The 25109-nt window shown below is 65.4% G+C and carries 22 protein-coding genes and 1 riboswitch; of the genes, 8 read left to right on the top strand and 14 right to left on the bottom strand.

Features of this window, described 5'->3' with window-relative positions:
* Positions 1 to 121 precede the first annotated feature (121 nt).
* The 4 genes from RHODMAR_RS14365 (at position 122) to RHODMAR_RS14350 (ending at position 5596) form a co-directional block, all read left to right on the top strand.
* Entirely contained in the window at positions 122 to 1231 is a 1110-nt protein-coding gene (locus RHODMAR_RS14365) for a polyprenyl synthetase family protein (protein WP_008715732.1), read from the top strand.
* A gap of 20 nt (positions 1232 to 1251) precedes the next feature.
* The gene (gene crtI, locus RHODMAR_RS14360) at positions 1252 to 2826 is read left to right on the top strand and encodes a phytoene desaturase family protein (RefSeq protein WP_042939261.1); all 1575 of its coding nucleotides are present in this window, start codon (positions 1252 to 1254) and stop codon (positions 2824 to 2826) included.
* A gap of 159 nt (positions 2827 to 2985) precedes the next feature.
* Positions 2986 to 4620, top strand: coding sequence for an alpha-(1->6)-mannopyranosyltransferase A (locus RHODMAR_RS14355; protein WP_008715726.1), 1635 nt, complete (start codon positions 2986 to 2988; stop codon positions 4618 to 4620).
* 10 nt (positions 4621 to 4630) lie between these two features.
* Positions 4631 to 5596, top strand: a complete 966-nt coding sequence (locus RHODMAR_RS14350; RefSeq protein WP_008715725.1) for a phytoene/squalene synthase family protein — start codon at positions 4631 to 4633, stop codon at positions 5594 to 5596.
* Here the strand turns inward: RHODMAR_RS14350 and RHODMAR_RS14345 are convergent.
* Positions 5593 to 5964 carry an Rv2175c family DNA-binding protein gene (locus RHODMAR_RS14345; protein ID WP_008715723.1) on the bottom strand — a complete coding sequence of 124 codons (372 nt, stop codon included), beginning with the start codon at positions 5962 to 5964 and terminating at the stop codon, positions 5593 to 5595. The two genes, RHODMAR_RS14350 and RHODMAR_RS14345, sit on opposite strands and share 4 nt — an antisense overlap.
* A gap of 193 nt (positions 5965 to 6157) precedes the next feature.
* On the opposite strand from RHODMAR_RS14345, the gene pknB reads away from it, so the two are divergent.
* Positions 6158 to 8134 (top strand): Stk1 family PASTA domain-containing Ser/Thr kinase, encoded by a 1977-nt coding sequence (gene pknB / locus RHODMAR_RS14340; RefSeq protein ID WP_051048030.1) that lies wholly within the window; start codon positions 6158 to 6160, stop codon positions 8132 to 8134.
* Here the strand turns inward: pknB and RHODMAR_RS14335 are convergent, their stop codons facing one another.
* Complete coding sequence (locus tag RHODMAR_RS14335; protein ID WP_008715720.1) at positions 8135 to 9520, bottom strand: class II 3-deoxy-7-phosphoheptulonate synthase; 1386 nt, start codon at positions 9518 to 9520, stop codon at positions 8135 to 8137.
* A 45-nt stretch (positions 9521 to 9565) separates the two neighbouring features.
* A complete protein-coding gene (locus tag RHODMAR_RS14330; RefSeq protein WP_008715719.1) occupies positions 9566 to 10057 on the bottom strand; it encodes a polyadenylate-specific 3'-exoribonuclease AS in 492 nt (163 codons plus the stop codon).
* Between the two features lie 80 nt (positions 10058 to 10137).
* Here RHODMAR_RS14330 and RHODMAR_RS14325 point away from each other — a divergent pair, with 80 nt between their 5' ends.
* Entirely contained in the window at positions 10138 to 11430 is a 1293-nt protein-coding gene (locus RHODMAR_RS14325) for a glycosyltransferase 87 family protein (RefSeq protein WP_042939259.1), read from the top strand.
* Positions 11431 to 11452: 22 nt separating this feature from the next.
* On the opposite strand, the gene RHODMAR_RS14320 is transcribed toward RHODMAR_RS14325, so the two are convergent.
* The 6 genes from RHODMAR_RS14320 to RHODMAR_RS14295 form a co-directional block, all read right to left on the bottom strand.
* A complete protein-coding gene (locus tag RHODMAR_RS14320; RefSeq protein WP_008715717.1) occupies positions 11453 to 12181 on the bottom strand; it encodes a lysophospholipid acyltransferase family protein in 729 nt (242 codons plus the stop codon).
* A 176-nt stretch (positions 12182 to 12357) separates the two neighbouring features.
* Positions 12358 to 13332 carry an ROK family protein gene (locus tag RHODMAR_RS14315; RefSeq protein WP_008715716.1) on the bottom strand — a complete coding sequence of 325 codons (975 nt, stop codon included), beginning with the start codon at positions 13330 to 13332 and terminating at the stop codon, positions 12358 to 12360.
* A gap of 58 nt (positions 13333 to 13390) precedes the next feature.
* Complete coding sequence (locus RHODMAR_RS14310; protein WP_008715715.1) at positions 13391 to 13897, bottom strand: hypothetical protein; 507 nt, start codon at positions 13895 to 13897, stop codon at positions 13391 to 13393.
* Between the two features lie 40 nt (positions 13898 to 13937).
* Positions 13938 to 15200 carry an ArsA family ATPase gene (locus tag RHODMAR_RS14305; protein ID WP_008715714.1) on the bottom strand — a complete coding sequence of 421 codons (1263 nt, stop codon included), beginning with the start codon at positions 15198 to 15200 and terminating at the stop codon, positions 13938 to 13940.
* Between the two features lie 29 nt (positions 15201 to 15229).
* Positions 15230 to 15664, bottom strand: a complete 435-nt coding sequence (locus RHODMAR_RS14300; protein WP_008715713.1) for an SRPBCC family protein — start codon at positions 15662 to 15664, stop codon at positions 15230 to 15232.
* Positions 15665 to 15794: 130 nt separating this feature from the next.
* Complete coding sequence (locus RHODMAR_RS14295; RefSeq protein ID WP_008715712.1) at positions 15795 to 16187, bottom strand: hypothetical protein; 393 nt, start codon at positions 16185 to 16187, stop codon at positions 15795 to 15797.
* Positions 16188 to 16320: 133 nt separating this feature from the next.
* Here RHODMAR_RS14295 and RHODMAR_RS14290 point away from each other — a divergent pair, with 133 nt between their 5' ends.
* Positions 16321 to 18126: an AMP-dependent synthetase/ligase gene (locus RHODMAR_RS14290; protein WP_008715711.1), complete on the top strand. Its 1806-nt coding sequence runs from the start codon at positions 16321 to 16323 to the stop codon at positions 18124 to 18126.
* A gap of 13 nt (positions 18127 to 18139) precedes the next feature.
* Here the strand turns inward: RHODMAR_RS14290 and RHODMAR_RS14285 are convergent, their stop codons facing one another.
* From RHODMAR_RS14285 to RHODMAR_RS14265, 5 genes are all read right to left on the bottom strand, one after another.
* Positions 18140 to 19264, bottom strand: a complete 1125-nt coding sequence (locus RHODMAR_RS14285) for a glycosyltransferase family 4 protein (RefSeq protein WP_008715710.1) — start codon at positions 19262 to 19264, stop codon at positions 18140 to 18142.
* Positions 19265 to 19287: 23 nt separating this feature from the next.
* Positions 19288 to 20634 carry a peptidase MA family metallohydrolase gene (locus tag RHODMAR_RS14280; RefSeq protein WP_008715709.1) on the bottom strand — a complete coding sequence of 449 codons (1347 nt, stop codon included), beginning with the start codon at positions 20632 to 20634 and terminating at the stop codon, positions 19288 to 19290.
* Between the two features lie 30 nt (positions 20635 to 20664).
* Positions 20665 to 21678: an NlpC/P60 family protein gene (locus tag RHODMAR_RS14275; protein WP_008715708.1), complete on the bottom strand. Its 1014-nt coding sequence runs from the start codon at positions 21676 to 21678 to the stop codon at positions 20665 to 20667.
* 354 nt (positions 21679 to 22032) lie between these two features.
* Positions 22033 to 22587: a C40 family peptidase gene (locus tag RHODMAR_RS14270; RefSeq protein WP_042939256.1), complete on the bottom strand. Its 555-nt coding sequence runs from the start codon at positions 22585 to 22587 to the stop codon at positions 22033 to 22035.
* 16 nt (positions 22588 to 22603) lie between these two features.
* A riboswitch (cyclic di-AMP (ydaO/yuaA leader) is annotated at positions 22604 to 22766 on the bottom strand.
* Positions 22767 to 22881: 115 nt separating this feature from the next.
* On the bottom strand, positions 22882 to 23175 hold the full coding sequence (locus tag RHODMAR_RS14265; RefSeq protein ID WP_442970054.1) for a hypothetical protein: 294 nt from the start codon (positions 23173 to 23175) through the stop codon (positions 22882 to 22884).
* 157 nt (positions 23176 to 23332) lie between these two features.
* Here RHODMAR_RS14265 and RHODMAR_RS14260 point away from each other — a divergent pair, with 157 nt between their 5' ends.
* Positions 23333 to 25081, top strand: coding sequence for a DEDD exonuclease domain-containing protein (locus RHODMAR_RS14260; protein ID WP_008715705.1), 1749 nt, complete (start codon positions 23333 to 23335; stop codon positions 25079 to 25081).
* Positions 25082 to 25109 lie beyond the last annotated feature (28 nt).

Raw genomic sequence — 25109 nt, 5'->3', positions numbered from 1 at the left:
CGGGCCTCCCGGAGGTCGGTTGTTCGCTGCATGTCGGCGCGCTCCTGTCGAGGGCTACTAGTCTGGGGACTGAATCCGACATATCCGTAGCAAACCTTGGAGGATCGTCCTGTCCGGAGACTTGTCTTCGCCCGTCGTCGACACCCCCACCGCCGCAACCGGTCCCACATCGCTGCGCACGGCCGTGGACGCGAAGCTCACCGAGTTCTTCGCCTCGCGCCGCGCGGTCGTCGACACCGTCGGCGGCGGCTACCCCGCCGCGGTGGCCGATCTCGAGGCATTCGTGCTGCGTGGCGGCAAGCGTATGCGTCCCGCATTCGCCTGGACCGCGTGGCTCGGTGCCGGTGGCGAATCGACCGGCGCACAAGCAGACGCAGTGCTTCGTGCGTGCTCGGCGCTCGAACTGATCCAGGCGTGCGCCCTGATCCACGACGACATCATCGATTCGTCCAGCACGCGGCGCGGTTTCCCGACCGTGCACGTCGACTTCGCCCGACGGCATCGGGATGCCGGCTGGTCCGGCTCCTCGGAGCACTTCGGCGAGTCGGCCGCAATTCTCGTCGGCGATCTCGCGCTGTGCTGGGCCGACGATCTACTGCGCGAATCGGGCATCGACGCCGACGCTGCACAGCGCGTCCAGCCGGTGTGGTCGGCCATGCGCACCGAGGTCCTCGGCGGTCAACTTCTCGATATCGAGGCCGAGGCAGGCATCGACGAGAGTGTGGCGGCGGCCATGCGTGTCAACCGGTACAAGACCGCCGCCTACACCGTGGAACGGCCGCTGCAAGTCGGCGCGGTGCTGGCGGACGCCGACGAGGACTTGACAGCGGCGTACCGCAGCTTCGGTGCCGACATCGGGATCGCGTTTCAATTGCGCGACGACCTGCTCGGAGTGTTCGGCGACCCCGAGGTGACCGGCAAACCGTCGGGCGACGACATCACCGAGGGCAAACGCACCGTGCTGATCGCCTCGGCACTGCAGCAGGCCGACCTGACCCGGCCCGATCATGCCGCCACGATCCGGGCCGGCCTCGGAACCGCACTCGACGCCGAAGCCGTCGCGGAGATCCGTTCCATTCTCGTCGAACTCGGCGCAGTGGACGCAGTCGAACGGCAGATCGACGAACTCGGCACTCGGGCCGTGGCCACCCTCGACAACAGTTCGATCGAACCGGCCGCTGCCGCGCATCTGCGCGCCATGGCGACCGCCGCCATCCAACGGCAGTACTGAAAGAGAGCGTCATGTCTTCTATGCGCGCGGTCACCGGCCCCACCGACACGGTCGTGGTGGTGGGAGCCGGATTGGCCGGATTGGCCGCCGGTCTGCATCTGGTGGGAGCAGGCAAGAAAGTGATCCTCGTCGAGCGAGACGAGACCGTGGGTGGCCGGGTCGGGGTGTATCCGGTGACCGACACCGACGGTTCGCACCTGTACGACATCGACAACGGTGCCAGCGTATTGACGATGCCGAACCTGGTGCTCGAGGCACTCGCTGCCGTGGGTGCCGACTTCGAGTCGACGTCACCGCCGATTCGGCTCACGACGCTCGCGCCGTCCTATCACACGCGATACGCCGACGGTACGTCGATCGACGTCTATTCCGACCCCGAGGCGATGACAGCCGAGGTCGAACGGACCTGTGGGCCCACCGAGGCGCAGGGGTATCGCGAACTTCGCCGTTGGCTCGCCGACATATTCGATGCCGAGTTCGATCGGTACATCGATTCGAACTTCGATTCCCCGCTCGATCTCGTGGGATCGAAGGCCGCGATCCGCGACACCGCCACGCTGGCGAAGCTCGGCGGTTTCGGTCGACTCGGACCGCGTGTCGATCGCTTCCTGAAGGACACACGACTGCGTCGGGTCTTCACGTTTCAGGCGCTCTACGCGGGCATGGCACCGCAGAAGGCTCTCGCGGTGTACGGGGCCATCGCACACATGGACACCTCCCTCGGGGTGTTCTTCCCCGAGGGAGGCATGGCCACAATCGCCAAAGCGATGGCCGATGCGTTCGTCGCGGCGGGTGGAACGCTCGAGCTCGGAACCGAGGTCGTCGACATCACCGTCGACCGCGGCCGCGCAGACTCCGTGCTGACCACAACGGGCCGTCGAATCGCGTGCGACGCACTTGTGCTCACCGCAGATCTGCCCGTCGTCGATCGACTCCTCGACCGGGCATCGGTGTCGAAGAAGGGCCGAGGAAACGGCTACGGCGTTGTCTCGCCATCGGCGGTCGTCGCGCACGGCACCGTTCCCGTCGAACACACGACACTGTGGCCTGCTCGTGCGCACCACACCATCGACTTCGGTGACGAATGGGCCGAGACTTTCCGTCGGATCACCGCGAAGACGGGCAAAGGATCGTTGATGGCCGACCCGTCGTTGCTGATCACGCGGCCGTCGGTGAGCGATCCGAATCTCGAAGTGATCCGCGGCGGTGTCCGCAGTGAACCGGTATCGATTTTGGCACCGTGCCCCAACCTCGACAGCGCTCCGCTGCCCTGGGGCGAGCTGGCGCAGCCGTACCTGCGCGAGATCCTCACCACTTTGGAGGGCCGCGGCTACAAGGGCCTGCTCGACAGCTTCGTGCTCGATCACATCGACACTCCCGAGACATGGGCGCGGAAAGGCATGATCGAGGGTTCACCGTTCTCGTCCGCGCACGTCTTCCGTCAGACCGGGCCGTTCCGACGCAAGAACATGGTCTCCGGACTCGACAACGTGGTTCTCGCCGGCTCGGGCACGACTCCCGGCGTGGGCGTTCCCACCGTTCTGGTATCGGGAAAGCTCGCCGCCGAACGGGTGACAGGACGTCGCGGGCGGTAGGTTCGTTCGATTCACTGCGCCGACCAACTAAGCTGAGCGCGATCGTTTGCCGGTCGCGCTCATTGCTGCGACCATGATCGTTCGGTGAACGGCGAGAACACAACGGCTGACGTGTACATCTCGGATCCACAACTCGTTGCAGAGGAGGAGCAGGCGGCAATGTCTTCGATTTCGTCGCACTCCACCTCTGCGGATCGCTCCCCGGACGGCCCCGATTCCGCTGCTGCTCGACGGCCGTCGAGGCTGACCACCACCGGGAACTTCCTGCGCAGTCCCGAGGGAAAAGCCGCAATTCTCGGTGTCGTCGGTGCCATCTGCATCATGTTCGGCGGCTTCGGCGCTGGAAGCGTGCGCCGACGAGATCCGTTGCTCGAGGAGATGCACCTCTCCTGGCTGCGATTCGGTCACGGATTCGTCTTGTCGACCGTCATCGTCTGGGTCGGCGTGCTGCTGATGATCACCGCCTGGGTTCGGCTCGGGCGCGCGACCCTGCACGGCCGCACCACCGTCGGCGAACTGCGCTGGATCGTTCCGGCGTGGACGGCTCCGCTGCTGCTGTCGGTACCGATGTTCAGCCGCGACGCCTATTCCTACCTGGCTCAAGGTGCCCTGCTGCGCGACGGTTTCGATCCGTATGCCGTTGGCCCCGTCGCCAATCCCGGAGTCCTACTCGACAACGTCAGCAACGTCTGGACCACCACCACGGCACCGTACGGCCCGCTGTTCCTATTGCTCGGGCGCGGCATCACCAGCGTGACGGGCGACAATGTCATCACCGGCACCATGTTGCTGCGTGTGACCATGTTGCCCGGTCTGGCGCTGATGATGTGGGCGGTTCCGCGTCTGGCCCAGCACCTCGGCGGCCGCGCGACCACTGCAGTCTGGCTCGCCGTCCTCAACCCCTTGGTGCTGATCCACCTGATCGGCGGGGTGCACAACGAGCTGCTCATGGTCGGACTGATGACTGCGGGCATCGTGTTGGCGCTCGAACATCGTCACGTGTCCGGTATCGCGCTGGTGGCGATAGCGGTGGCGATCAAGGCGACAGCCGGTCTGGCACTGCCCTTCCTGGTGTGGATCTGGATGCTGCACCTGCGCGACAAGGCCAGCGCCGAAGGCCGCAAGCCGACGCCACCGCTCCTGGCGTTCACGAAGACCGCAGGAATCGGAGCCGCCGTCTTCGTTGCGGTGTTCGCCGTCGCATCCGTGGTCGCTGGAGTGGGGATCGGGTGGCTGACAGCGCTCTCGGGATCGGCCAAGATCATCAACTGGCTTTCGCTCCCCACGATTCTCGCGCACCTGGTGACCGTGAGTACCTCCTGGTTCCTCGATCTGCGCCTCGGACCGGTTCTCGACGTGACACGTCTGCTGTGCGCCATAGCGCTGGTCGGAGTTCTCGCCGCAGCCTGGTGGCTGGGCAGACGATCCGAGCGAGACGCAGTGAAGGGCATCTTGATCGCCCTCGTCGCCACCGTCGTTCTCTCCCCCGCCGCCTTGCCCTGGTACTACTCCTGGCCGCTGGCGATCGCGGCCGGGTTCGCACTGTCGCGAACCACGCTGATGGTTCTGACGGGCCTGTCGACGTGGCTCATGCTCGTCTTCCAACCCGACGGCTCGATCGGTCTGTACACCTTCGTGCACGTGGCGTTGGCCGTCTTCGCTGCCGTCGTGGCCGCCCTCGCGTTGACGCGAGTCGATCCCTTGCGTTTACGGTCGGACCGATCCAGGGAACACCGTGCCGTGCCGAACGCTCCCAAGACATCCGCACCGACCGAAGACGAGTCCACGTCATGAGAGCCACGCGATGAAAGAACTGGACAACATCGACCCGGCGCTGCACGAGGCGTACCGCATCTGTCGCGACCTCAACGCCCAGCACGGGAAGACCTACTTCCTCGCCACCCGGTTGCTCCCCACCGACAAGCGCGCGGCCGTGCACGCGCTGTACGGCTTCGCCCGAATGGTCGATGACATAGTCGACCTCGAAGGATCCGACATCGCCGTCGGATCGGACGAGCTCAACGCTCGACGCATCGTCGAACTCGACGTGATCGAATCGAGAGTGCGCGACGCTTTGGCGGGAAAACCGTTGTCCGAGAGCGTGTCCGATCAAGTATTGAGCGCCCTGTGCGACACCGCCCTGCGGTACGAGATTCCACACGACTACTTCTTCGCGTTCATGCACTCGATGCGTATGGACATTCCCGGAGGCGATGTGTTCGTCTCCCGCTATCGGACGATGGAGCAACTTCGCGAGTACATGTACGGCTCTGCTGCGGTCATCGGACTGCAGATGTTGCCGATCCTGGGAACCGTCGTCGAGCGGTCCGAAGCCGAGCCTCCCGCCGCAGCCCTGGGTGAGGCGTTCCAGCTGACGAACTTCATCCGAGACATGGGTGAGGACCTCGATCGCGACCGGATCTATCTCCCCACCGACGAACTCGAAGCCTTCGGGGTCGACGAAGAGCTACTGCTGTGGTGCCGCAACACCGGCAGTGTCGATGCCAGGGTCACCCGAGCCCTGGCGCACTTGATCGCCGTCACCCGGTCGATCTACCGCACGTCCGACGCCGGCATAGACATGTTGGATCCGCGAGTGCGTCCGTCCATGCGCACAGCATCGATTCTGTACGGCCGGATCCTGGACGAGGTGGAGTCGCAGGGATACCGCGTTCTGTCTCAGCGGGCCACGGTGCCGCAGTGGACTCGAGCCCGTATCGCGCTTCCGCAGTTCGCCGTCACCGGCTTCAAGCGCGCAACCGTTCGTTAGAAGGCCATCGCCTGTGCGCGTCTGATCACTTCACGCATCAGGTCACCGTGCAATGCGGCGACGGGCGCACCCGGCAAGCTCTCGTCCTCGGCGAACAGCCACCGCAGGATTTCCTCGTCCTCGTAGCCGCCGTCGTGAAGTACGGCCAACAAACCAGGTAGACCCTTGACGATCTCGCCCTTCGTCGTGTCGAAGAACTGTTCGGGTACGCCGGGCACCCGCGAGCGCTTCAGAGCCAGCAACTGGCGGTCACGAACGAGCTGTTCGACGCGGGTCTTGGGAACGTCGAGGATCTTCGCGACATCGGCGAACTGCAGCAGAGACACCGACGGATCGAGCACGTCGTCGGCATAGGGAATGGCACTCACGCAGGTAACGTTAACGGGTCCGGCGCCCAGACTTCAAAAGCTGTTCGACCGGGCCCACGGCTCCCGGAGACCGAACACACGAACCACGATCGCCGAGCATCGTCGGCGGCACCGATACGATCATCGTCAGACGTCCGGTGAAAAGCGGGCGCGCGAGTGGACGACGAGAGGAGGTTCGGTGATACCGGGTTCGATGCTCGATCGTCGATATCGAATAGACGCACCGATCGCACGAGGCGGTATGTCGACGGTCTACCGCGGACTCGACACCAGACTCGACCGCCCCGTCGCGGTCAAGATCATGGATCCGAAGTTCGCCGAAGACCCCCAGTTCGTCCAGCGATTCGAGTTCGAAGCGCGGGCTGTGGCCAGGCTCAGCCATCCGGGGCTCGTCGCTGTCTACGACCACGGGCGAGACGGCGAACACGCTTTCCTCGTCATGGAACTCGTGGAAGGCGGCACTCTGCGGGAGCTTCTGCGCGAGCGTGGCCCGATGCCCCCGCACGCCGCGGTCGCCGTCGTCCGGCCGGTCCTCGAGGCTCTCGCAGTGGCCCACCGAGCCGGCTTGGTACACCGCGACATCAAACCCGAGAACATCCTGATCAGCGACGACGGTGATGTCAAGATCGCCGACTTCGGACTGGTCCGAGCCATCGCGGCGTCCACCGTCACCTCGAGCAGTGTGATCTTGGGCACCGCGGCGTACTTGTCTCCGGAGCAGGTCACCACCGGCTCGGCGTCCGCGAGCAGTGACGTCTACGGCGTCGGCGTCGTGCTGTTCGAGTTGCTGACCGGCCGGACCCCTTTCACCGGCGACACCTCACTGTCCATCGCCTATCAGCGCATCGACAACGACGTACCGCTCCCCTCCACTGTCATTGCGGGTGTACCCCCGCAATTCGACGAAGTGGTCGAGCGCGCCACCGTCCGGGCCCCAGAACACCGGTACCGCAACGCCGACGACATGGCTCGCGCACTACGCGGCGCGGCGGCGGCGCTGGCACTACCCGATTACCGAGTGCCAGCGCCCAAGCGTTCGGCCGAACATCTGACGTCACTGGGGGCGGGAGCCCCGACGACGGTCGCCGGTGATCGCCCACAGTCCGCTCGCACTCAGGTCGTCCAGGATTCCCCGCCGCCGCAAGATGGGGTGCAGCACACCAGGGCAGTCACGTCGCCGACATCCCGAGGCGTCGAGTACGGCGAGGAGCATTCGGACGCACCGCCCGCCGGACCACCACCGTCCGAGCGAGGGCACTACCGATTTCCGGACTTCGAGTCCGATCGACATCGCTCACGTCGAGCGATCGTCATCTGGCTCCTCGTAGTCGCCCTACTCGCCGTACTGGTCGGCTTCGGCGGCTGGTGGATGGGGTCCGGCCGCTACACCGCCGTCCCGATGGTCGACGGACTCGATACCACCGGTGCCACCAGTGCCGTCGAAGCCGCCGGACTCGAGGCCGCGGTGCGCGGTACCTACTCCGACTCGGTGGACAACGACCTTCTCATCGGCACCGATCCCACCGGCGGATCACGAATCGCCAAGGGTCACACAGTGTTTCTCCTGGTGTCGCTGGGTAGCCCGAGTGTCCCCTCCATCGACGCGACTGCATCCGTCGCCGATGTGGAACAGCAACTGCGGGACAGAACGTTCACGCCGGTGGACGGCGGAGAGGCATTCAGTACCACCGCACCGATAGGCGGGGTCGCAGCATTGGACCCACCGCCGGGCACGGTGTTGTCCACCGGTGCCACGGTGTCGGTGCTGCGCAGCAAGGGAGCACCGCCGGTCGAGATGCCCGACGTGAGCGGGCAGAGCATCGATCAGGCCAGAACGACGCTCGAATCGGTGGGCATCACCGTCGGCGAGGTTCGGGAGACATTCGACAAGGGCACCGACGGCGGCACAGCGATCGGAACCTCGCCCGAGGCCGGGAAGACCGTGAAATCCGGAACGACGGCCGTCCTGGAGGTATCCAACGCCGTCACCGTGCCGTCGCTACTCGGACGTTCGGTGGGGTCCGCTCGAACGACTCTCGAAACGCTGGGCCTGACGATCGACGTCCGCCAGGTGGTCGACACGGACGGGTCACTGGTGATCGGCCAGAGCCCCGGAGCCGGTTCTCGCGTGAAACCGGGCTCCGAGGTCAAGGTCGTCTCGCTCCCCTGATCAGTCGCGGAGCATCTCGGCCACGAGGAAGGCCAGCTCGATGCTCTGCTGCGTGTTCAGCCGCGGGTCGCAGGCTGTCTCGTAGCGGCCGGCGAGGTCGAGATCCGAGATGTCCTGGGCACCGCCGAGGCACTCGGTGACGTCGTCGCCGGTCAGCTCGACGTGAATTCCACCCGGATGCGTACCGAGACCGTTGTGCACCTCGAAGAAGCCCTGCACCTCGTCGACGATGCGGTCGAAGTGCCGCGTCTTGTATCCGGTCGACGCTTCGTGGGTATTGCCGTGCATCGGATCGCACTGCCAGATGACCTGATGGCCGGTGGCCTGCACCTTCTCGATGATGCCGGGCAGGATGTCGCGTACCTTGCCGTTGCCCATCCGTGAGATCAGTGTCAGGCGTCCCGGCTTGTTGGTCGGGTCGAGGCGCTCGACGTATTCGACAGCCATCTCGGGTGTGGTCGTGGGTCCGATCTTGAGGCCGATCGGGTTCGAGATCAGCTCGGCCAGCGCGATGTGTGCTCCGTCGAGCTGGCGGGTGCGGTCGCCGATCCACAAGAAGTGCGCAGACAGGTCGTACAGCTTGGGGTGGTCGTCGGTGTTGTCCAGGCGCAGCATCGCGCGCTCGTAGTCGAGGACGAGCGCTTCGTGGCTGGCGAAGATTTGCGCGGTGTGCAGATTGGGGTCGGTGACGCCGCAGGCATCCATGAACCGGAGGCCTCGGTCGATCTCCCCCGCGAGTGCCTCGTAGCGCGCTCCGGCGGGCGATTGCGCGACGAACTCGCGGTTCCAGTCGTGCACCTTGTGCAGATCTGCCATCCCCGCACCGGTCAATGCGCGAACCAAGTTCATCGCCGCGCTCGCGTTGGCGTACGCGCGCACCAGGCGCGACGGATCGTGGCCCCGGACGCTGTCGTCCGCCACCAGCGAGTTGACCATGTCGCCGCGGTACGACTGCAGACCCAGCGCATCGGTGTTGGACGATCGCGGCTTGGCGTACTGCCCGGCGATGCGAGCCACCTTGACCACCGGCATGCTCGCGCCGTACGTCAGCACCACCGCCATCTGCAGCAGGGTGCGGATATTGCCCTTGATGTGTGGCTCGGTGTTGTCGACGAACGTCTCGGCGCAGTCGCCGCCCTGAAGCAGGAATGCCTCGCCGCGCGCGACGGCGGCGAGCTTGTCCGACAACGCCTCCACTTCACCGGCCACGGTGATGGGGGGAACGCTCTCGAGCACCTTGCGCATCTCGGCTGCATGGTCGGGATCCCACTGCGGCTGCTGCGCAGCGGGCTTGGCCAACGCATCGTCCAATCGAGTGCGCAGCGTCGGCGACAACGGTGGCAGGTCGGGCAAGCGATCGATGGGTACGTCGACAGTCCAGTTCACCGCTACAGGATATTCGTACCGCGGTCGCCTCAGGACAACGGGTGTTCACCCGCGATACGAAAACTCCTCTATCGCCTGGAACTTGGCCAGATTGTGCCGAGCATCGGCGAGCGCGTCGTGAGCGTCGTCCGGCACCGAGGGCAGCTCGGGACTGCCCCGGTCCTCCCAGTGCTGCCGCAACTCACGGGTGAATCGCGGCAGAGAGCGTGGCAGCTCGGTCATCGAGCCCCACAGCTGGCAGAGCGCTACGTGGTCGTACGCAGCCACCCACGCCCACAGTTCGACCTCGGCACCGTAGTGCGGGACCAGGAACTCGAGCAGTTCGTCACGGATTCGAGACCGACTCATCCAGAGCGGCGACGAGTACGGTGGCAGCTTGGGCAACACGTTGCGCCGAACCCAGCGACCCGCTCGCTCGGGATCGAACTCGGAGGAGACCGCATAGAACTCGCGACCGTCCTCCGATACCACGCCGATCGAGACCAACTCGATTGTGCGACCATCCTCGATGAACTCTGTGTCGTAGAAGTAGCGCACGCGGCTCACCCTAGCGGGTGTGCCGACGCGTCCTCCACGTACCGGTCCACCGATCCCGAACAGCCCTGAAAGGCAACGTTGTGACTTCGCCCGACACCAACCGTCCGATCGCCGAGGCATCGGACCAGGCTCGGCCGACGCCACGCCGATGGCCGAGTTGGGTCGTCGCGTCGAGCAGGATCCTGGTGGTCGCTGCTGCGGCCGTGGGCGTCCTGTTCCATCTCAACGGTTTTCCGGGCCTACGCGCCCTGGGCGAGCACTATCGACTCGATCTGGATGTGTATCGACTGGGCGGTCAGGTGTTCGCCGAGGGCGGGGATCTCTACGGGCAGCTGCCACCGATCGCCACCGGAACCACGTTGCCGTTCACCTATCCCCCGATCGCCGCTGCCTTGTTCAGCCCGTTGTCGTCGGTGTCGCTGTACGACGCGTCGATCACAGTCACAGCGCTGTCGATGATCCTGCTGCTGGTGACAGTCGTAGCGACACTCACCTCGCTCGGGGTGCGGCCTCGCACCGTGGTGTGGTGGTCGGCCGGTGCAGTGTTCGCGGTGTCCGTGCTGGTGCTCGAGCCGGTCACCTCGACACTGAACTACGGCCAGATCAACATCGTGCTGATGACCTTCGTTGCCCTCGACTGCCTGCCGAAGAAGACGCCGTGGCCCCGAGGTGTGCTGATCGGTCTCGTGGCCGCCGTCAAGCTCACTCCCGCCGTGTTCGTGTTGTTCTTTCTGCTGCGCAAAGATTTTCGTGCCGCTGTGATGTCGGTCCTCAGTTTTGCAGTGTTCACTGCGATCGGCTTCGCGCTGACGTGGTCGGACTCGGTGAAGTACTGGACCGAGACCATCGTCGACTCCGATCGCATCGGTGGCCCGGCCTATCCGCCGAACCAGTCGATCACCGGCGTGCTCGCACGTCTGGGCATGGACGAGCTACCCCGGTCGATCCTGTGGCTCGCACTGTCGGTGGTGGTGCTGATCATCGCGGCGGTGGCGATGCGAAAGGCGTTCGCGGCCGATGAGATTGCGCTTGCCCTCACGCTCAATGCCATGTTGGGACTGCTGGTGTCGCCGGTCTCCTGGTCGCATCACTGGGTGTGGGCGGTGCCGTTCACCGTCGTGCTTGCTGTCCTCGGTTACCGCCGACGCAGCGCGCTACTGCTGGGTCTGGTTGCCGTCGGACTCGTACTGATGGTCTATCCGCCGCACTGGAAGCTCAGCGAAGGCCGATCGAGCGGTCTCGGTTGGCCACTGATCGACCAGTTCGCAGCCTCCGCCTACGTGTGGTGGGCCCTGGCGTCGATCGTTGCCCTCGCCGCGATCGACCTCGCCGGCCGTACCGAGGGAGCAAGAAGCCCGGCCGCGATTCACTGATCCCGGCGTCATGCGGGTGAATTCAGCTGGCTTTGGAGTCGGGGATGCGCGGCACCGCCGGAGTCGAATCTGCAACCGGTGCAGTCTTCTTCAGGGATGCGGCATACACGTCCACGTACTCCTGACCGGACAGCAACATCAGGTCGTACATCACTTCGTCGGTGACAGCCCGCTCGACGAATCGATTGCCGGCCATCCCCTCGAAACGTGAGAAATCGATCGGTTTCCCGACGCGAATGGTCACCTTGGCCGGCCGCCACATGCGCGAACCGATCGGATTCATCTTCTCGGTACCGATCATCGCAACCGGTACGACCTGAACTCCGGTCTGCAGCGCCAGACGCGCCATTCCGGTCTTGCCCTTGTACAACCGGGCATCGGGTGATCGGGTGCCCTCGGGGTAGATGCCGAGCACCTTGCCCGCTTCGATCACGCGCGCTCCGGCGTTGAGGGCGTCCTGTGCGGCGTCGGCTCCGGTGCGATCGATCGGCACCTGCCCCACCGCGGTGAAGAACCACTTCTGGAACGCACCCTTGAGCCCGGAGCCGGTGAAGTACTCACTCTTGGCCAGGAAGGTGATGCGGCGAGGTGTCTTGAGTGGGAGGTAGAAGGAATCGAGAACGGCTTTGTGGTTGCTGGCCAGAATGACCGGACCGCTCGTCGGAATATTCTCCGCGCCCTCGATCGTGGGCCGACCGAGGGCGATCAGCAGGGGCCCGACGATGACGAATTTGAACAGCCAGTACCACATTGACGTGCTCCCTGATTATGGTCGGGAAATCGTTGGTGCCGATTCGCTCGGGAGAGAACCGACGCGGCGTACGTCCTCGGACCGCGCCGCGTAGTGAACTGTACCCACGGTTTATGACACCAGCCACACCACCGGCCACACCGGGACGATGCTCACATGCTGCGGCCCGAACACGGTCAGCGCACGCCGGTGACGAACTGCGCCCGTGCCAGCTCCGCAGCCCCGATCATGCCCGCTGCCTCGCCGAGTTGGGTACTGCGAATACGAGCCAACGGCCGATGGCCGGCACCGGTCACGAGCTCCGCGTACTTATCGGTCGCGCGGGCGAGGAACTGACTCGACGAGGTGGCCACTCCCCCGGCCAAGACGATCAGATCAGGATCGTAGACGTCGCTGACCATGGACAATCCGACTCCGAGCCACTGCGCGAAATCCTCCATCGTGCGGCGGGCGATCGGGTCACCGTCGTGCGCGGCACTGGCGATTCGACGACCGGTCAACGAACCGGGATCGAGAAACACCTCGCGGGCCAGAGTGGTCGAGGACGATGGGTCCGCGGCGAGGAACTCGACCGCAGTGTCCACCAGAGCGGTGCCACTGCAATACCGCTCCCAACAGCCGCGCTTGCCGCAGGGACATGCCCGGCCGTCCGGCACGACTTGGATGTGACCCAGTTCCGGTGCCACGCCGTGGCTGCCGCGGTAGATCTTGCCGTCGATCAGGAGCGCTGCACCGATCCCGGTGCCGATGGCCACCATCACCACGTTGCGGCCACCGGAGGCGGCACCGAAGCGATATTCGGCCCACGCCGCCGAGTTGGCGTCGTGCTCGAGCAACACCGGCAACCCGACACGCGCACTCATCTCGGTTGCGACCGCGGTGTCCACCCACGGAAGATGCGGAGCGAATCGAACGGTGGTGCGATCGGAATCGATGAATCCTGCGACGGCGAGACCGACGGCTGCGATGTCATGTCGACCGGCCAGCTCCTGCACGGCCCGGTCGAGCCCACGTTCGAGCGCACGAGCGGTGTGCGGAGTGGGAGCGGCAGTCGAGTCGAGCACTTGACCGTCGGCGTCGACGACGGACGCGCGCAAGCTAGTACCGCCCACGTCGATGCCGACGGTCAGTCGCTGGTGGTGCCGCTTCATCGGTCCTTACTTTCCTCGGGCATCCCCGGTACGAGATCGGCCGGAGTCTGTGCATCGGTCACGGACGATTCTGCTCGTCCGTGCGCGAATCGTTCACTCGAACGGTAATCGGAACGAAGACCGACTGGCGATCGCCCGAGAGTTTCGTGTCCATCGACGCGTCGGCCGGCTCGCGGCCGGTGCCGGTGGAATGGGTGGAATCGGTGGATCCGGACGGCGGTGCGCTCGACCCGGCGTGCGAAGTACCTGAGTGCGAAGTCGCGGCGTGCGAAGTACCTGAGTGCGAAGTATCCGAGTGCGACGTGCCGGTGCTCGTGTGATCGGCGAGAAACTGACGCAGCAGCGCGATCACCACAGCGCCCTCGGTGGCCACCAGCTCGACGAGATCGTGGCGTTCGCCGCGCACCAGTGCCGCGAGTGCACAGACCGGGCACCAGCTACAACCCTGCTGATCACGATCCTGCTGTGTCTCGGAGACGCCACGAAGGATGGGCTCGAGCCGAGTCAGTACGGTCTCGGCCAGGGCGAGCAGGTCTGCACCCAGCTCGGAATGGTCCGAGGTCATTGCAGCACCCCGGATCGCGTCGTTGTCGGGGTCGCCGGGATCACAGCGGCCACAGGTCGGGGTTCGGCCGAAAACGCACCACCAGGCACGGTCCGTCCAGTTCGGCGGATTCGGCCACGCACCGACGCAGCACCGACGCCAACCTGATGCGCCGTCGCCTCCCGTCGGCACTGACTATCAAGTCGTCCTCCACTCGCCCCAAGCCCAAGGTCGTCGAATCCACTACCGGCAGCAGCATTCTCATCGCGTACACGGATTCCAGTCCGAGCCCCGATTCGAGCACCACGGAGGGCTGCTCGCCCCAGCCCGACGCGCGCCGTTCGAGTGAGTTCGGCGCGAGCAGTTCGAGGGAGCTCCGCTCCAGGCGATCGGCTACGTCCTGCAAGGGTCCCAACCCTACCGGTTCACCGTGGGAGTGCTCCACCTCCACTATCGGTACCGTTGTGACCCTTCGGCGCAGCTCGGCGATGGCGTCGAGCTGCGCCGCCCGCCATCTTTCGAACCAGAACACGGCCGGATGAGCGCCGACCAGACCGATCGACGACGAGTTCAGCGCCGGCAGAACCTTGTTGACGAGAACCCGATCGATTCTGATCCCGAGCAGCGCAGCGGCAGACAGCGTTCGTTCGGCGTCGGCGATCGACAGTTGTTCGGCGGTGACGACCACGGTTGCGCCGGTACGCGCAGAATCGGCGATCAGGGATCGCACCGACTCGATCTGCGCGAGAACACGCTCGATCATCGCCACCACGAGGGTCAGCCGCACGTCGGAACCGGTGCCGGCGACCATCCGGTCGTGGTGCGGCCAGATCCGCTCGACGTATGCAGCGACGGTGTCGGGCAGCTGCAGTGTGCGGAGGGCGTCGGCGGATGCGGGCAGGTCCACCACGACTGTGTCCCAACGATCCTCGTCGGCCAGGCGACAGATCTCGTGCATTCCCAGCAATTCTTCGATTCCCGGAAAACCGAGCAGCTCCTCCGGTTCGATCGCCCCGAAACTCACCCCGTGCTCGTGGCCCGCGGACGCCATCGCCATCAACGAACCCAGCCCCCGGTACCGCTCTTCGAGCAGCGTGAACGTATCGATCTCGACGATGTCGAGGCCCGGCGCGATCGGCCGGATTCCGGACGGCTCCCCCGACGCGGCATCGCCGTCGACCGTGCCCGAGAACGCGTCGACGAGCGAATGCGCCTGGTCGACGGAAGCGATCAGCACCCGCTGGCCGGCTCGGGCGAGCCGCAACCCCGTTGCAGCCGCCAGCGTGGTCTTGCCCGCACCACCGTTGCCGAGGAACAGCAACACAGTGGTGCGGGCTTCGGTGCGAGCTTCGCTCAGCCTTCGACCCGCTTCTTCAATTCCTTGAGGGCGGTGTCGGTGATGACCTTCTCGGCCTTGCGCTTGAACAGACCTATCATCGGAATGTTCAGGTCCACGGTGAGCTCGTACGTCACATCGGTGCCACCACCGCTCTCGCGCAGGGAATACGAGCCGTTCTGCGACTTCTGCATTTCACCCGAGACGAGATTCCACGACACCGAATTACCGTCGGCCGCCCAGTCGTACTCGAGCTCGTAGGTGTCCTTCACCATGCCTGCGTCCAACACGAACTTCACGCGCTTTCCGCGCCCGCTCGCTCCTACTTCCAGGACCTCGACGGACTTCGCGGCCGACACCCACTCGGGGTACGCGTCGAAATCGGCGATGACATCCATGACCGCGCTGGGTGGGGCGTCGACGACGATCGACCTCTGGGTTTTCTCCGCCATGACTTCTCGTCCGCTTCCTCTCGGGTACATCGATCGATTCGTTCGCTGTGCCGTGCAATCGACAGCAGACCCATCTCACATGATCGATCCGCCGACGCACAATGTGAACCGGCCGACCGTACCGCGCGGTTCATTCACCGGTTGAACTCGACGCTACGTGGCTGGGTACCTCACCAGCAGACCGCCCGGCCTCCAGCTCTCGTTTGAGCTGGAACGTCATCGCTCGTCCTGCCACCCGGCGAGTGTGCTGCTGCGCCGCGACCCCACCGGAGCCGGCGAACTCGGCGTGCAGGAAGTAATGCACGATCACACCGTCGAGCGCGGGCTCGAGCCACAGCTCCATCGTTCCGACGACACCGCCGCGCACGGCCCAGCGGATCCCCTTCGCACCCCGGTCCTCGGTGATCGTCAGGTTCAGGTCCGGCCACCAACGGCGCCACCGCTCGGGCGAGGCGAACGCCTGCGCCACCCGTTCGCCGGGGGCGGCCACGAATGTCTGATCCGCAACTTGAATACTGCTCATCGACAGAGCTTCACATATCGGGTCGCCGACCGCGCGCGTCGAGGCGCGTTTCGATGTCCACGCGCCGGGTCTAGAGTAACCGTGAAGCCGAGCTGTCGACTTTCGCTCTCCCCTTTTATCCGGAGGTAATCCCGTGCGCGAGTTCACCGTCGCCGCAAAATACGCCATCGAGGACACCGACTCGGCTGTCGATACTGTCTTCGCCCGTGCCCGCACCTCGCCGGATGCAGTGGTGTTCCGACGCCTGGTGGACGGACGCTGGACCGACGTCACCGCCGCCGAGTTCGAGCGTCTGGTCGTGGGCGTGGCGCAGGGCCTGATCGCAGCAGGCATCGAACAGGGTGATCGGGTCGGACTGATGTCGTCCACCCGATTCGAATGGTCGGTCGTCGATTACGCGATCTGGGCCGCCGGTGGCGTAACGGTGCCGATCTACGAAACGTCCTCGGCGGGGCAGGTGGAGTGGATTCTCGAAGACGCCGCGCCGGTCCTACTCGTTCTCGAGAACGACGCACAGCTGCAGGAGACGAAGGCCGTTGTGGCGGCCTCGCCAACCGTGCGCCAGACGTTCGTGATCGAGAACTCGTCCGGTACCGACGCCGTGCAGGCTCTGACAGGCGAAGGCTCCGATATCCCCGAAGAGCAGGTGCATCAACGGGTTTCGGCTCTCGGCTCGTCCGACCCGGCAACATTGATCTACACCTCGGGCACCACCGGTCGCCCCAAGGGCGTCCAGCTGACCCACGCCAATCTGCTCGCCGAGTCGCTCGGCATCCGTGAGACGTCACTGAAGTCCCTCATGACGCAGGGCCGAAGCACCTTGATGTTCCTTCCTCTGGCCCACGTCCTCGCCCGCGCAGTGAGTATCGCGTCGTTCGACGCCGGAGTCACCCTCGGCCACACCAACGACATCCCCAACCTGGTGTCCACGTTCGGAACCTTCCAACCGGACTTCATTCTCTCGGTGCCGCGAGTGTTCGAGAAGGTATTCAACACCGCCAAGCAGAAAGCGCACTCCGACGGAAAGGGCAAGATCTTCGATCTCGCCACCGAATGTGCAGTGTCGTGGAGCGAGGCACAGGACACCGGCGGACCCGGAATCGTGTTGCGCGCCAAACACACCGTGTTCGACAAGCTGGTGTACGACAAGCTGCGAGCCGCGCTCGGCGGCAGATGCGAACTCGCCATCTCCGGTGGCGCGCCCCTCGGTAGCCGGCTCGGCCACTTCTATCGGGGTATCGGCGTGCCGATCTACGAGGGCTACGGCCTCACCGAAACCACAGCGGCATTCGCTGTCAACACCATCGGATCCCAACGCGTCGGCAGCGTCGGGCGTCCACTGCCCGGTAACACCGTACGAATCGCCGAAGACGGCGAGATCCAACTTCGCGGTCCTGTGGTCTTCGACGGCTATTGGCGCAACGAGGACGCGACCGCAGAGTCACTGGACGACGGTTGGTTCCGCACCGGAGATCTCGGCTCTGTCGACGAGGACGGTTTCATCACGATCTCGGGCCGCAAGAAGGAACTGATCGTCACGGCCGGCGGCAAGAACGTCTCACCCGCCGGTTTGGAAGACAGCCTTCGTGCCCACGCTCTGATCAGTCAGGCCGTCGTCGTGGGCGATCAGAAGCCCTTCATCGGGGCGCTCATCACCCTCGACCCGGATGCGTTCGATCGGTGGAAGTCCGACCACGGCAAGTCCGCCGACGCCACCCCTGCGGATCTGCAGAAGGATCCCGATCTCGTGGCCGAGATCGATGCTGCAATCGCCGACGCGAACAAGTCCGTCTCGCACGCGGAGTCCATCAAGAAGTACCGGTTGCTTCCGCACGACTTCTCGGAGGACAGCGGCGAACTGACCCCCACGATGAAACTCAAGCGCAACGTCATCACCGAGGCGTACGCCGACGAGATCGAGTCGATCTACGCTCGGTGAGAGGCCGTACCGCCTAGATCAACGAACGCAGCTTTTCGGTCAGGACGTCCCAGCGCCATTCCGCGTCCACCCACGCGCGGCCGGCGTTGCCCATCTGCGTGGCCAGCGTGCGATCGGACAGGATTCTCACGATCGCGTCGGTGATGTCCGAGACCGAAGTGCCGTCGACGACCAGCCCGGTCTTGTTGTGCTGCACAGCTTCCGGCGCTCCCCCGGACATTCCGGCAACCACGGGCACACCACAGGAGGATGCTTCGAGATAGACGATTCCGAGTCCTTCGACATCGAGACCGGCACCGCGGGTGCGGCTCGGCATCGCGAACACGTCGGCGATGGTGTGGTGCGCGGCGAGTTCCGCGGACGGCACAGTGCCGGTGAACACCACGTGCTGCTCCATTCCGGTGGATCGGACGAGCTCGCGCAGAGTTTTCTCGTAGGGTCCACCTCCGACGATCACCAGAACGGCCCCGTCGACGGCCCGCCGAATCCCCGGGAGCGCGCGGATCAAGAAATCTTGTCCCTTGCGAGGGACCAAGCGCGACAGGCACAGCACGGTGGGCCGGTCACCGAGGCCGTAGCGAGCACGAAGTTCGACTCGTGCGGCGTCGTCGGGAACGAAGCGATCGGTATCGACCCCCGGCGGCAGATGTTCGAGGGCGGCGGTCGGTCCGAACGCCGAGCTGAACCGCCCCCGGGTGTACTTGCTGACGTAGGTCACCACGTCGGTGTTCTTGCCGATCGTGCGCAGCGTCGCGCGTCCACCCGGCACCATCGACCATCCGACCTCGTGCCCGTGAGTACTCGCCACGATGCGATCCGCTCCGGCCTTGCGCAGATACGACGACATGACCGCCAGCGGTGCCGATGCACCGAACCACACCGAGTCGCACTCGTGCGACTTCAGTATCCGAGCTGCCCGACGTGCGACGAGCGGGGTCGGCAACATCAGCGTCGTCGGATGCCTGATCACCTCGAACGGTTGCCGAGCATCGAACTTCTGGTGTGAGTCGCCGCGCCACCGCGGCGCGTACACCACCAGCTCGTCGGCAGGCAACTGCGAGGCGAAGCTGTGCAGATACGACTGGATACCACCCGGTCGCGGGGGAAAGTCGTTCGTCACCAGCAGAGTACGACGCATGGCGTCAACCGTAGCGGTCCGCGTCATCGAGACCGAGCGGCCACCCAGTCGCCCCACGAGGCGACGAACCGGTCACGATCCAACCCGAGCACCGACGCGAGAGCGACTTCGACGGTGCCGTCGGACGCCAACGCTTCGTAGAGCCTGCGCAACCTCGACTCACCGAATCGATCGGCCACGAACGCGAACACCGACCACGCGGACTCGTAGGCCACACTCGACCGGGCACCGCCGGCACCGAAATCCTCGTCCTTCGGCAGCACCGTCGGCGGCCCGCCAGACGCCACGATCGCGCCGAGAGTAGGCGCCAGCTGCGCGAAGGCGGCACCGGAATTGCGGTAGCCCGAGTAGTCGGCGAACCCCTCCGATACCCACAACGCCGTACCGTCCGCGGTCCGCGCCCTCACCGCCACATGGGTCAGTTCGTGTCGCAGGACCGAGCGAACGGTGAACGGGGTCAACCGCGATGCGGCGTCGGGACCGAACACCACCCTCTGACCGGTCGGACGTGTGCCGTCGCCGGCCGCCGCGTCGGACACAGTCACCGCGGCGACATCGCTCGACGGGTCGGACCCGGTCAATTCATCGAACTCCTCGGCAGAGGACGCGACGAACACCAGCCCGTCTCGCGCCCAGTCGTCTCCCCAGAACTCGGTGACGGCAGCGACTGCCGATGGGAGCTCGGCGGCCAGGTCGACGACGAACTGCTCACGATCAGGATGTCCCACCACCACCGAGTTACCTGCGGCGGTGGGCACAGAGCGCACGATCACCGGTCCGAAATCCCACGGCCCACGCCAGGTGTGACGTCGATACGCGGCCAGGTCCGCGTCGTCGACCAGCCGCCATCGACCGTCTCTCTCGGCAACGACGAGCGAGACCGGTCGACGCGTCGGCGACGCATCCGGCCCCGCGACGGCGTAGCTCAGGTACACCGAGGGTGCCCAGATATCGGTGGCATCGAGTGGCTCTGCGATCGAGGGCGGAACCGGGGTTTCGGGCTCGTCGCCCAGTTCGTACCCGAAGTCGGAGAACGGAACGGCCGACATCGCCGCTGTCCGGCGCACCTGGGCCTCCACGAAACTCGGATCGGCCCGCGGGTCCATCAGGCCTCGCACCGCATCCACGTCTCCGGCTCGAACCGCGCGAGCCCACTGGTCGAGGAGGACGGTCACCTCGGCGCGGCGCTGCTGATCGTAGGTGGGCGGGTTCTGACCGAGGGAGACCTCGCTGGGCTGTGCGTCGGATGCAGCGTCAGTGCGGTCGAGACGATGGAACAGGACGAGCGAGAGTGTCACGGCAGCGACGAGAACAACCGCAGTCCACCGAAGCCGCGCCGATCCGACCAGGATGCGGAACCCGGGGCTCATACAGGCATTCGCCGATCGTGGCGGCTCACCTCAGTATCGACGCGCCCCGTAGTACGGGAACGATGCCATCGACTGCACCTTGACGGGGACCCCGAAGGTGGACGCGTGCAACACGTTGCCCCCACCGGCGTAGATACCGACGTGCGAGATGTCCGGATAGAACAGCACCACATCTCCCGGCTGTAGATCCTTCTGATCGACCGGGGTTCCGCCTTGGGCCTGAGCCTGACTGGACCGCGGCAGCGTCTTTCCCACCTGTTTGTACGCCCACACGACCAATCCCGAGCAGTCGAAGCCGTCAGGGCCGGTCCCGCCCCAGACGTACGGCTTGCCGATCTGCGTCAGGCCGGCCTCCAACGCGCTGGCACCCGATCCCGGCGTCAGGTTCTGCAAAATCGTCGTGGGATCGAAACCCTCGGGCATGGATGATCCGGCAAGCGCGAGCTGCTCGGAGGACGACAGCGCACTGTAGGCAGCCATCACCTCGGCGATCTGTCCCTGAAGTTCGCTCTGCTTGGCCTGTAGGTCATCGCTGACCGCCTTGGCCTGCTCGGCAGCCACACGTGCCTGATCGGCGGCCGTCGCGGCGACCTGCTCGGCGGAGGCGGCATCCGAGCTCACCTGCTTGAACCGGGCAACCTGATCGGCGGTATCGGCCGAGATCACGTCGAGGGCCGACATCTGGTCGAGCAACTGCTGCGGAGAATCGCTGACCATGACCGCGAAGAGTCGGTTCGTCCGCGCACCCTGGTAGTTGACGTTGGCAACTTTGTCCATTGCCGGCTTGAGCTCGGCCAACTGCGCCTGCGCTGCGTCGAGCGCGGCGCGGCTCTGATCGACGGCGGCCTGCGCTTCCGTCTGCTGTTGGTTCTTGGCGTCGAGATCGATCTGAGCGTTGTGTACTGCCTCGTTGGTCTGTTCCGACTCCTCGGAGAGCTCGGCAAGCTGAGCCTGTGCGTCGGACGCGGAGTCGAATCCCGGTTGCGCTGCTGCTGTCGTCGTCGGCACCACAGCGATGCATGCCGCCAACGCGGCAGCCGCCACAGAGTTACCAGCCAGCCGCCATACACGGGTAGATCTCGATATCGCCACGGAAAGCGACTCTCCGTCCTCACATTTGTCGCCTCGACCGAGGCAACGGTTTGAAAAGTACTCCGAAAACGAACCATACCCATTGCATTTACGGGCGCGGACGTGAACACGGTCCGAAATCGGCGGGGGTTCTGGGTGACAGGTCACAAAATAAACGTCGACCAGGTCTCGATCAGATTACGAACCGAACGCTCTGCTGTCCACCGCACCGGCGTGTCGCATGGCATGTCCGGATACGCCGACAGGGTCGAGCCGGTAGACGGCTCGACCCTGTCGGTCGGTCACAGCGAACGTCGGCTGCTCGGATCAGTAACGGCGAGCGCCGTCGTACGGCATCGAGGCAACCGGAGCAACCTTGACCGGGACGCCGGACGTGGATGCGTGCACGACATTGCCGTCGCCGATGTACATGCCCGAGTGCGAGCCGCCGTAGAACGAGACGACGTCGCCGGGCATCAGGCTGTCACGCGAGACCGGAGTGCCCGCGGCTGCCTGGTCGTAGCTCGTACGGGGCAGGCTGACGCCGGCCTGCTTGTAGGCCCACTGGATCAGACCCGAGCAGTCGAACGAATCCGGACCCGAAGCGCCGTACACGTACGGAGACCCGATCTTGGACTCTGCGGCCTGAACGGCCTTCGCTGCCGGCGTGACCTGCGGAGCCAACGGTGCACCCGGCGCAGGCACATTCGGAAGGTTGAGGGGAGGGAGGCCCGGGATGTCAGGAATCTCGAAGGTTCCGACGCCGGGAATGGTGAGGGGGGCCGCCATAGCGGGTGCAGCGGGAAGAACGACCACGCCTGCCGTGAGCGCTCCGGCTACGAGAACTCGCCGCAATGATCGGTTGGAAAGTTGTGACGCCACGAAAGATGGTGCTCCGTTTCTTCCTATCGTCCGCCGACCGAGTTAGCTGACGGGTTCGGGCTGGGAAGAGCAGCCCTACCCACCGGCCACACAGGGTGGCTCAGCGGGATTCACCCCAGTAGATATCGGGTTCCCGGTACGAACACTCTCGCGAGTGAACGATTAGGCGGTGACTTGCGACGCCACTCCGGTTTGGACTGGCGAGACTCCGCAAGGTCTCAGGAAGGTTACGAAATGGCATACCCCCGTGTCGACCCCAACTCGCCGAAACGGCCGAATTCGGATCGATTCTCGCTAACCGGCGCGCTGATCCCCCGGTGTGTCACGAGTCGGTAACAGCGCCCCGGGGGCGGTGCCGTCCTCGTTCGTCACGAGCTTGAGCGGGGGCACGAGACCCACATCGGCCAGCACCCCCATCGCCCCGAGTTCTTCCTGCTCGAGCGTGATGCGAGAGGGTGCTCGAACCCACCGACCATCCGAACTCGACGGCATCCCAGGGTCGCCCAGAAGGACCGTCACGACGCAGTCCGCGCAGGCGATGTCACGGACGATGCAGTCACTGCAATCGATGATCATTGTGATCCTCATCTCTTTGCTGTTTGCGGCGGCCTAATCGGCCGGTCGGGCGAAACGTAGCGTCCACTACCGACAGGTTTCGTGACACGTCACTGCCCGAGAGGCGACACGGCTCCCGATGCGGCCGCGCTGAGCGTTCTTGTCGGACGTCGGCCCTACCGTCGTCCGAGTGAGCCTGCCCATCCAGTTGACGTTCGACGAACTGGACACCCCGCTGCACGAGACCACGTTCGTTGTCGTCGACCTCGAGACCACCGGCGGCAGCGCCGACACCGAGGCCATCACCGAAATCGGGGCGGTCAAAGTTCGAGGCGGCGAGATTCTCGGCGAATTCGCCACGCTCGTCGATCCGGGCCGATCGATTCCGCCGTACATCGTCGAGCTCACCGGCATCACGTCGGCGATGCTCATCGGTGCGCCCCGGATCGAACGAGTGCTGCCCGGCTTCCTCGAATTCGCCCGAGGCTCGGTGCTGGTAGCCCACAACGCCGGCTTCGACACGGGGTTTCTCAAGGCCGCCGCCAGTCGCCTCGACATAGCGTGGCCCCGGTTCCAGGTGTTGTGCACCGTCAAGCTCGCTCGACGGGTTCTCACGCGCGACGAAGCGCCGTCGGTGAAGCTCTTGGCGCTGTCCACCCTGTTCCGGTCGGGCACGCGGCCGACACACCGCGCGCTCGACGACGCCCGCGCCACCGTCGACGTTCTGCACGGCCTCATCGAACGAGTGGGCAATCAGGGAGTCCACAGCTACGCCGAGTTGGTCGACTATCTTCCGGCGGTGTCGGCGGGGCAGCGCGCGAAACGGGGGTTGGCCGCCCACCTGCCCGGCACTCCGGGTGTCTATCTGTTCCGCGGCCCGTCCGACGAGGTGTTGTACGTCGGCACTTCCAACAATCTCAAACGCCGCGTACGCAACTACTTCACCGGCTCGGAGACCAGGGGCCGGATGAAAGAGATGGTCGCGCTGGCCACTCGCGTCGACCACGTCGAGTGTGCACACGCACTCGAGGCAGGTGTCCGAGAGCTGCGCCTGCTCTCGGCACACATCCCGCCGTACAACCGACGCTCGAAGTTTCCGAGGAAGGGGTGGTGGATCACCCTCACCGACGAGGCGTTCCCGCGTTTGTCGATCGTGCGCACGCCGACACCCAACAGCCTCGGACCGTTCTCGGTTCGAGGTGACGCAGCGGAGGCTTCCGCGCTCGTGGCGGAGTTCTGTCGGCTGCGCACGTGCACCCGACGTCTGGCCCGATCGGTTCGGCACGGTGACGACTGCCCGTCGACCGATGTCGGAGGCTGCCCAGCCTCCCTGTCGGGGCCGCTGACGGCAGACGAGTACTCGGATGCACCGACGCAGTTCCTCGCGCTCGTGTGCGGCCAGGACGACGCGATCCTCTATTCCATGCGCCGCCGCGTCGCCGAGCTCGCAGACAAAGAGCTCTACGAGACAGCGGCGCGGCTGCGAGACCGAATCGCGATCACCGTCGATGCGCTACGCAGAATGCATCGAGCGGCGGCGGTGGCCGCCATCGCCGAACTCGTCGCGGCACGGCGCACGGCAGACGGTGGGTGGGAGTTGATCGTGGTGCGTTTCGGTCGCCTCGCCGGAGCTGCGGTCGCCCCGCGTGGTGTGCACCCGATGCCCGTCGTCGACGCCATCACCGCATCCGCCGAGACGGTCATACCCGATACGACGCCGCTTCGGGGCGCGCCGCCCGAGGAGGTGGGGCTCATCGCCTCCTGGCTGCGCACCGATGGGGTTCGCATCGTCCGCACGAGTAGTGGCTACTGCAGCCCCGCGCGCTCTGCGGGTTCGTGGGAGGAGTGGTGTCGAACGGCGAGAGAAGCCGCGCGGCAGGAGTGGAGCCCGCGGAATGACCATCGGGAGCAGGAGTGGAGCCCGCGGAACGACCGGTAAGGCAGGAGTGGAGCCCGCGGAACGACCA

The sequence above is a fragment of the Rhodococcus sp. AW25M09 genome, assembly GCF_000333955.1.
Classification (GTDB): Bacteria; Actinomycetota; Actinomycetes; order Mycobacteriales; family Mycobacteriaceae; genus Rhodococcoides.
This window is presented reverse-complemented; position numbering and strand designations above follow the sequence as displayed.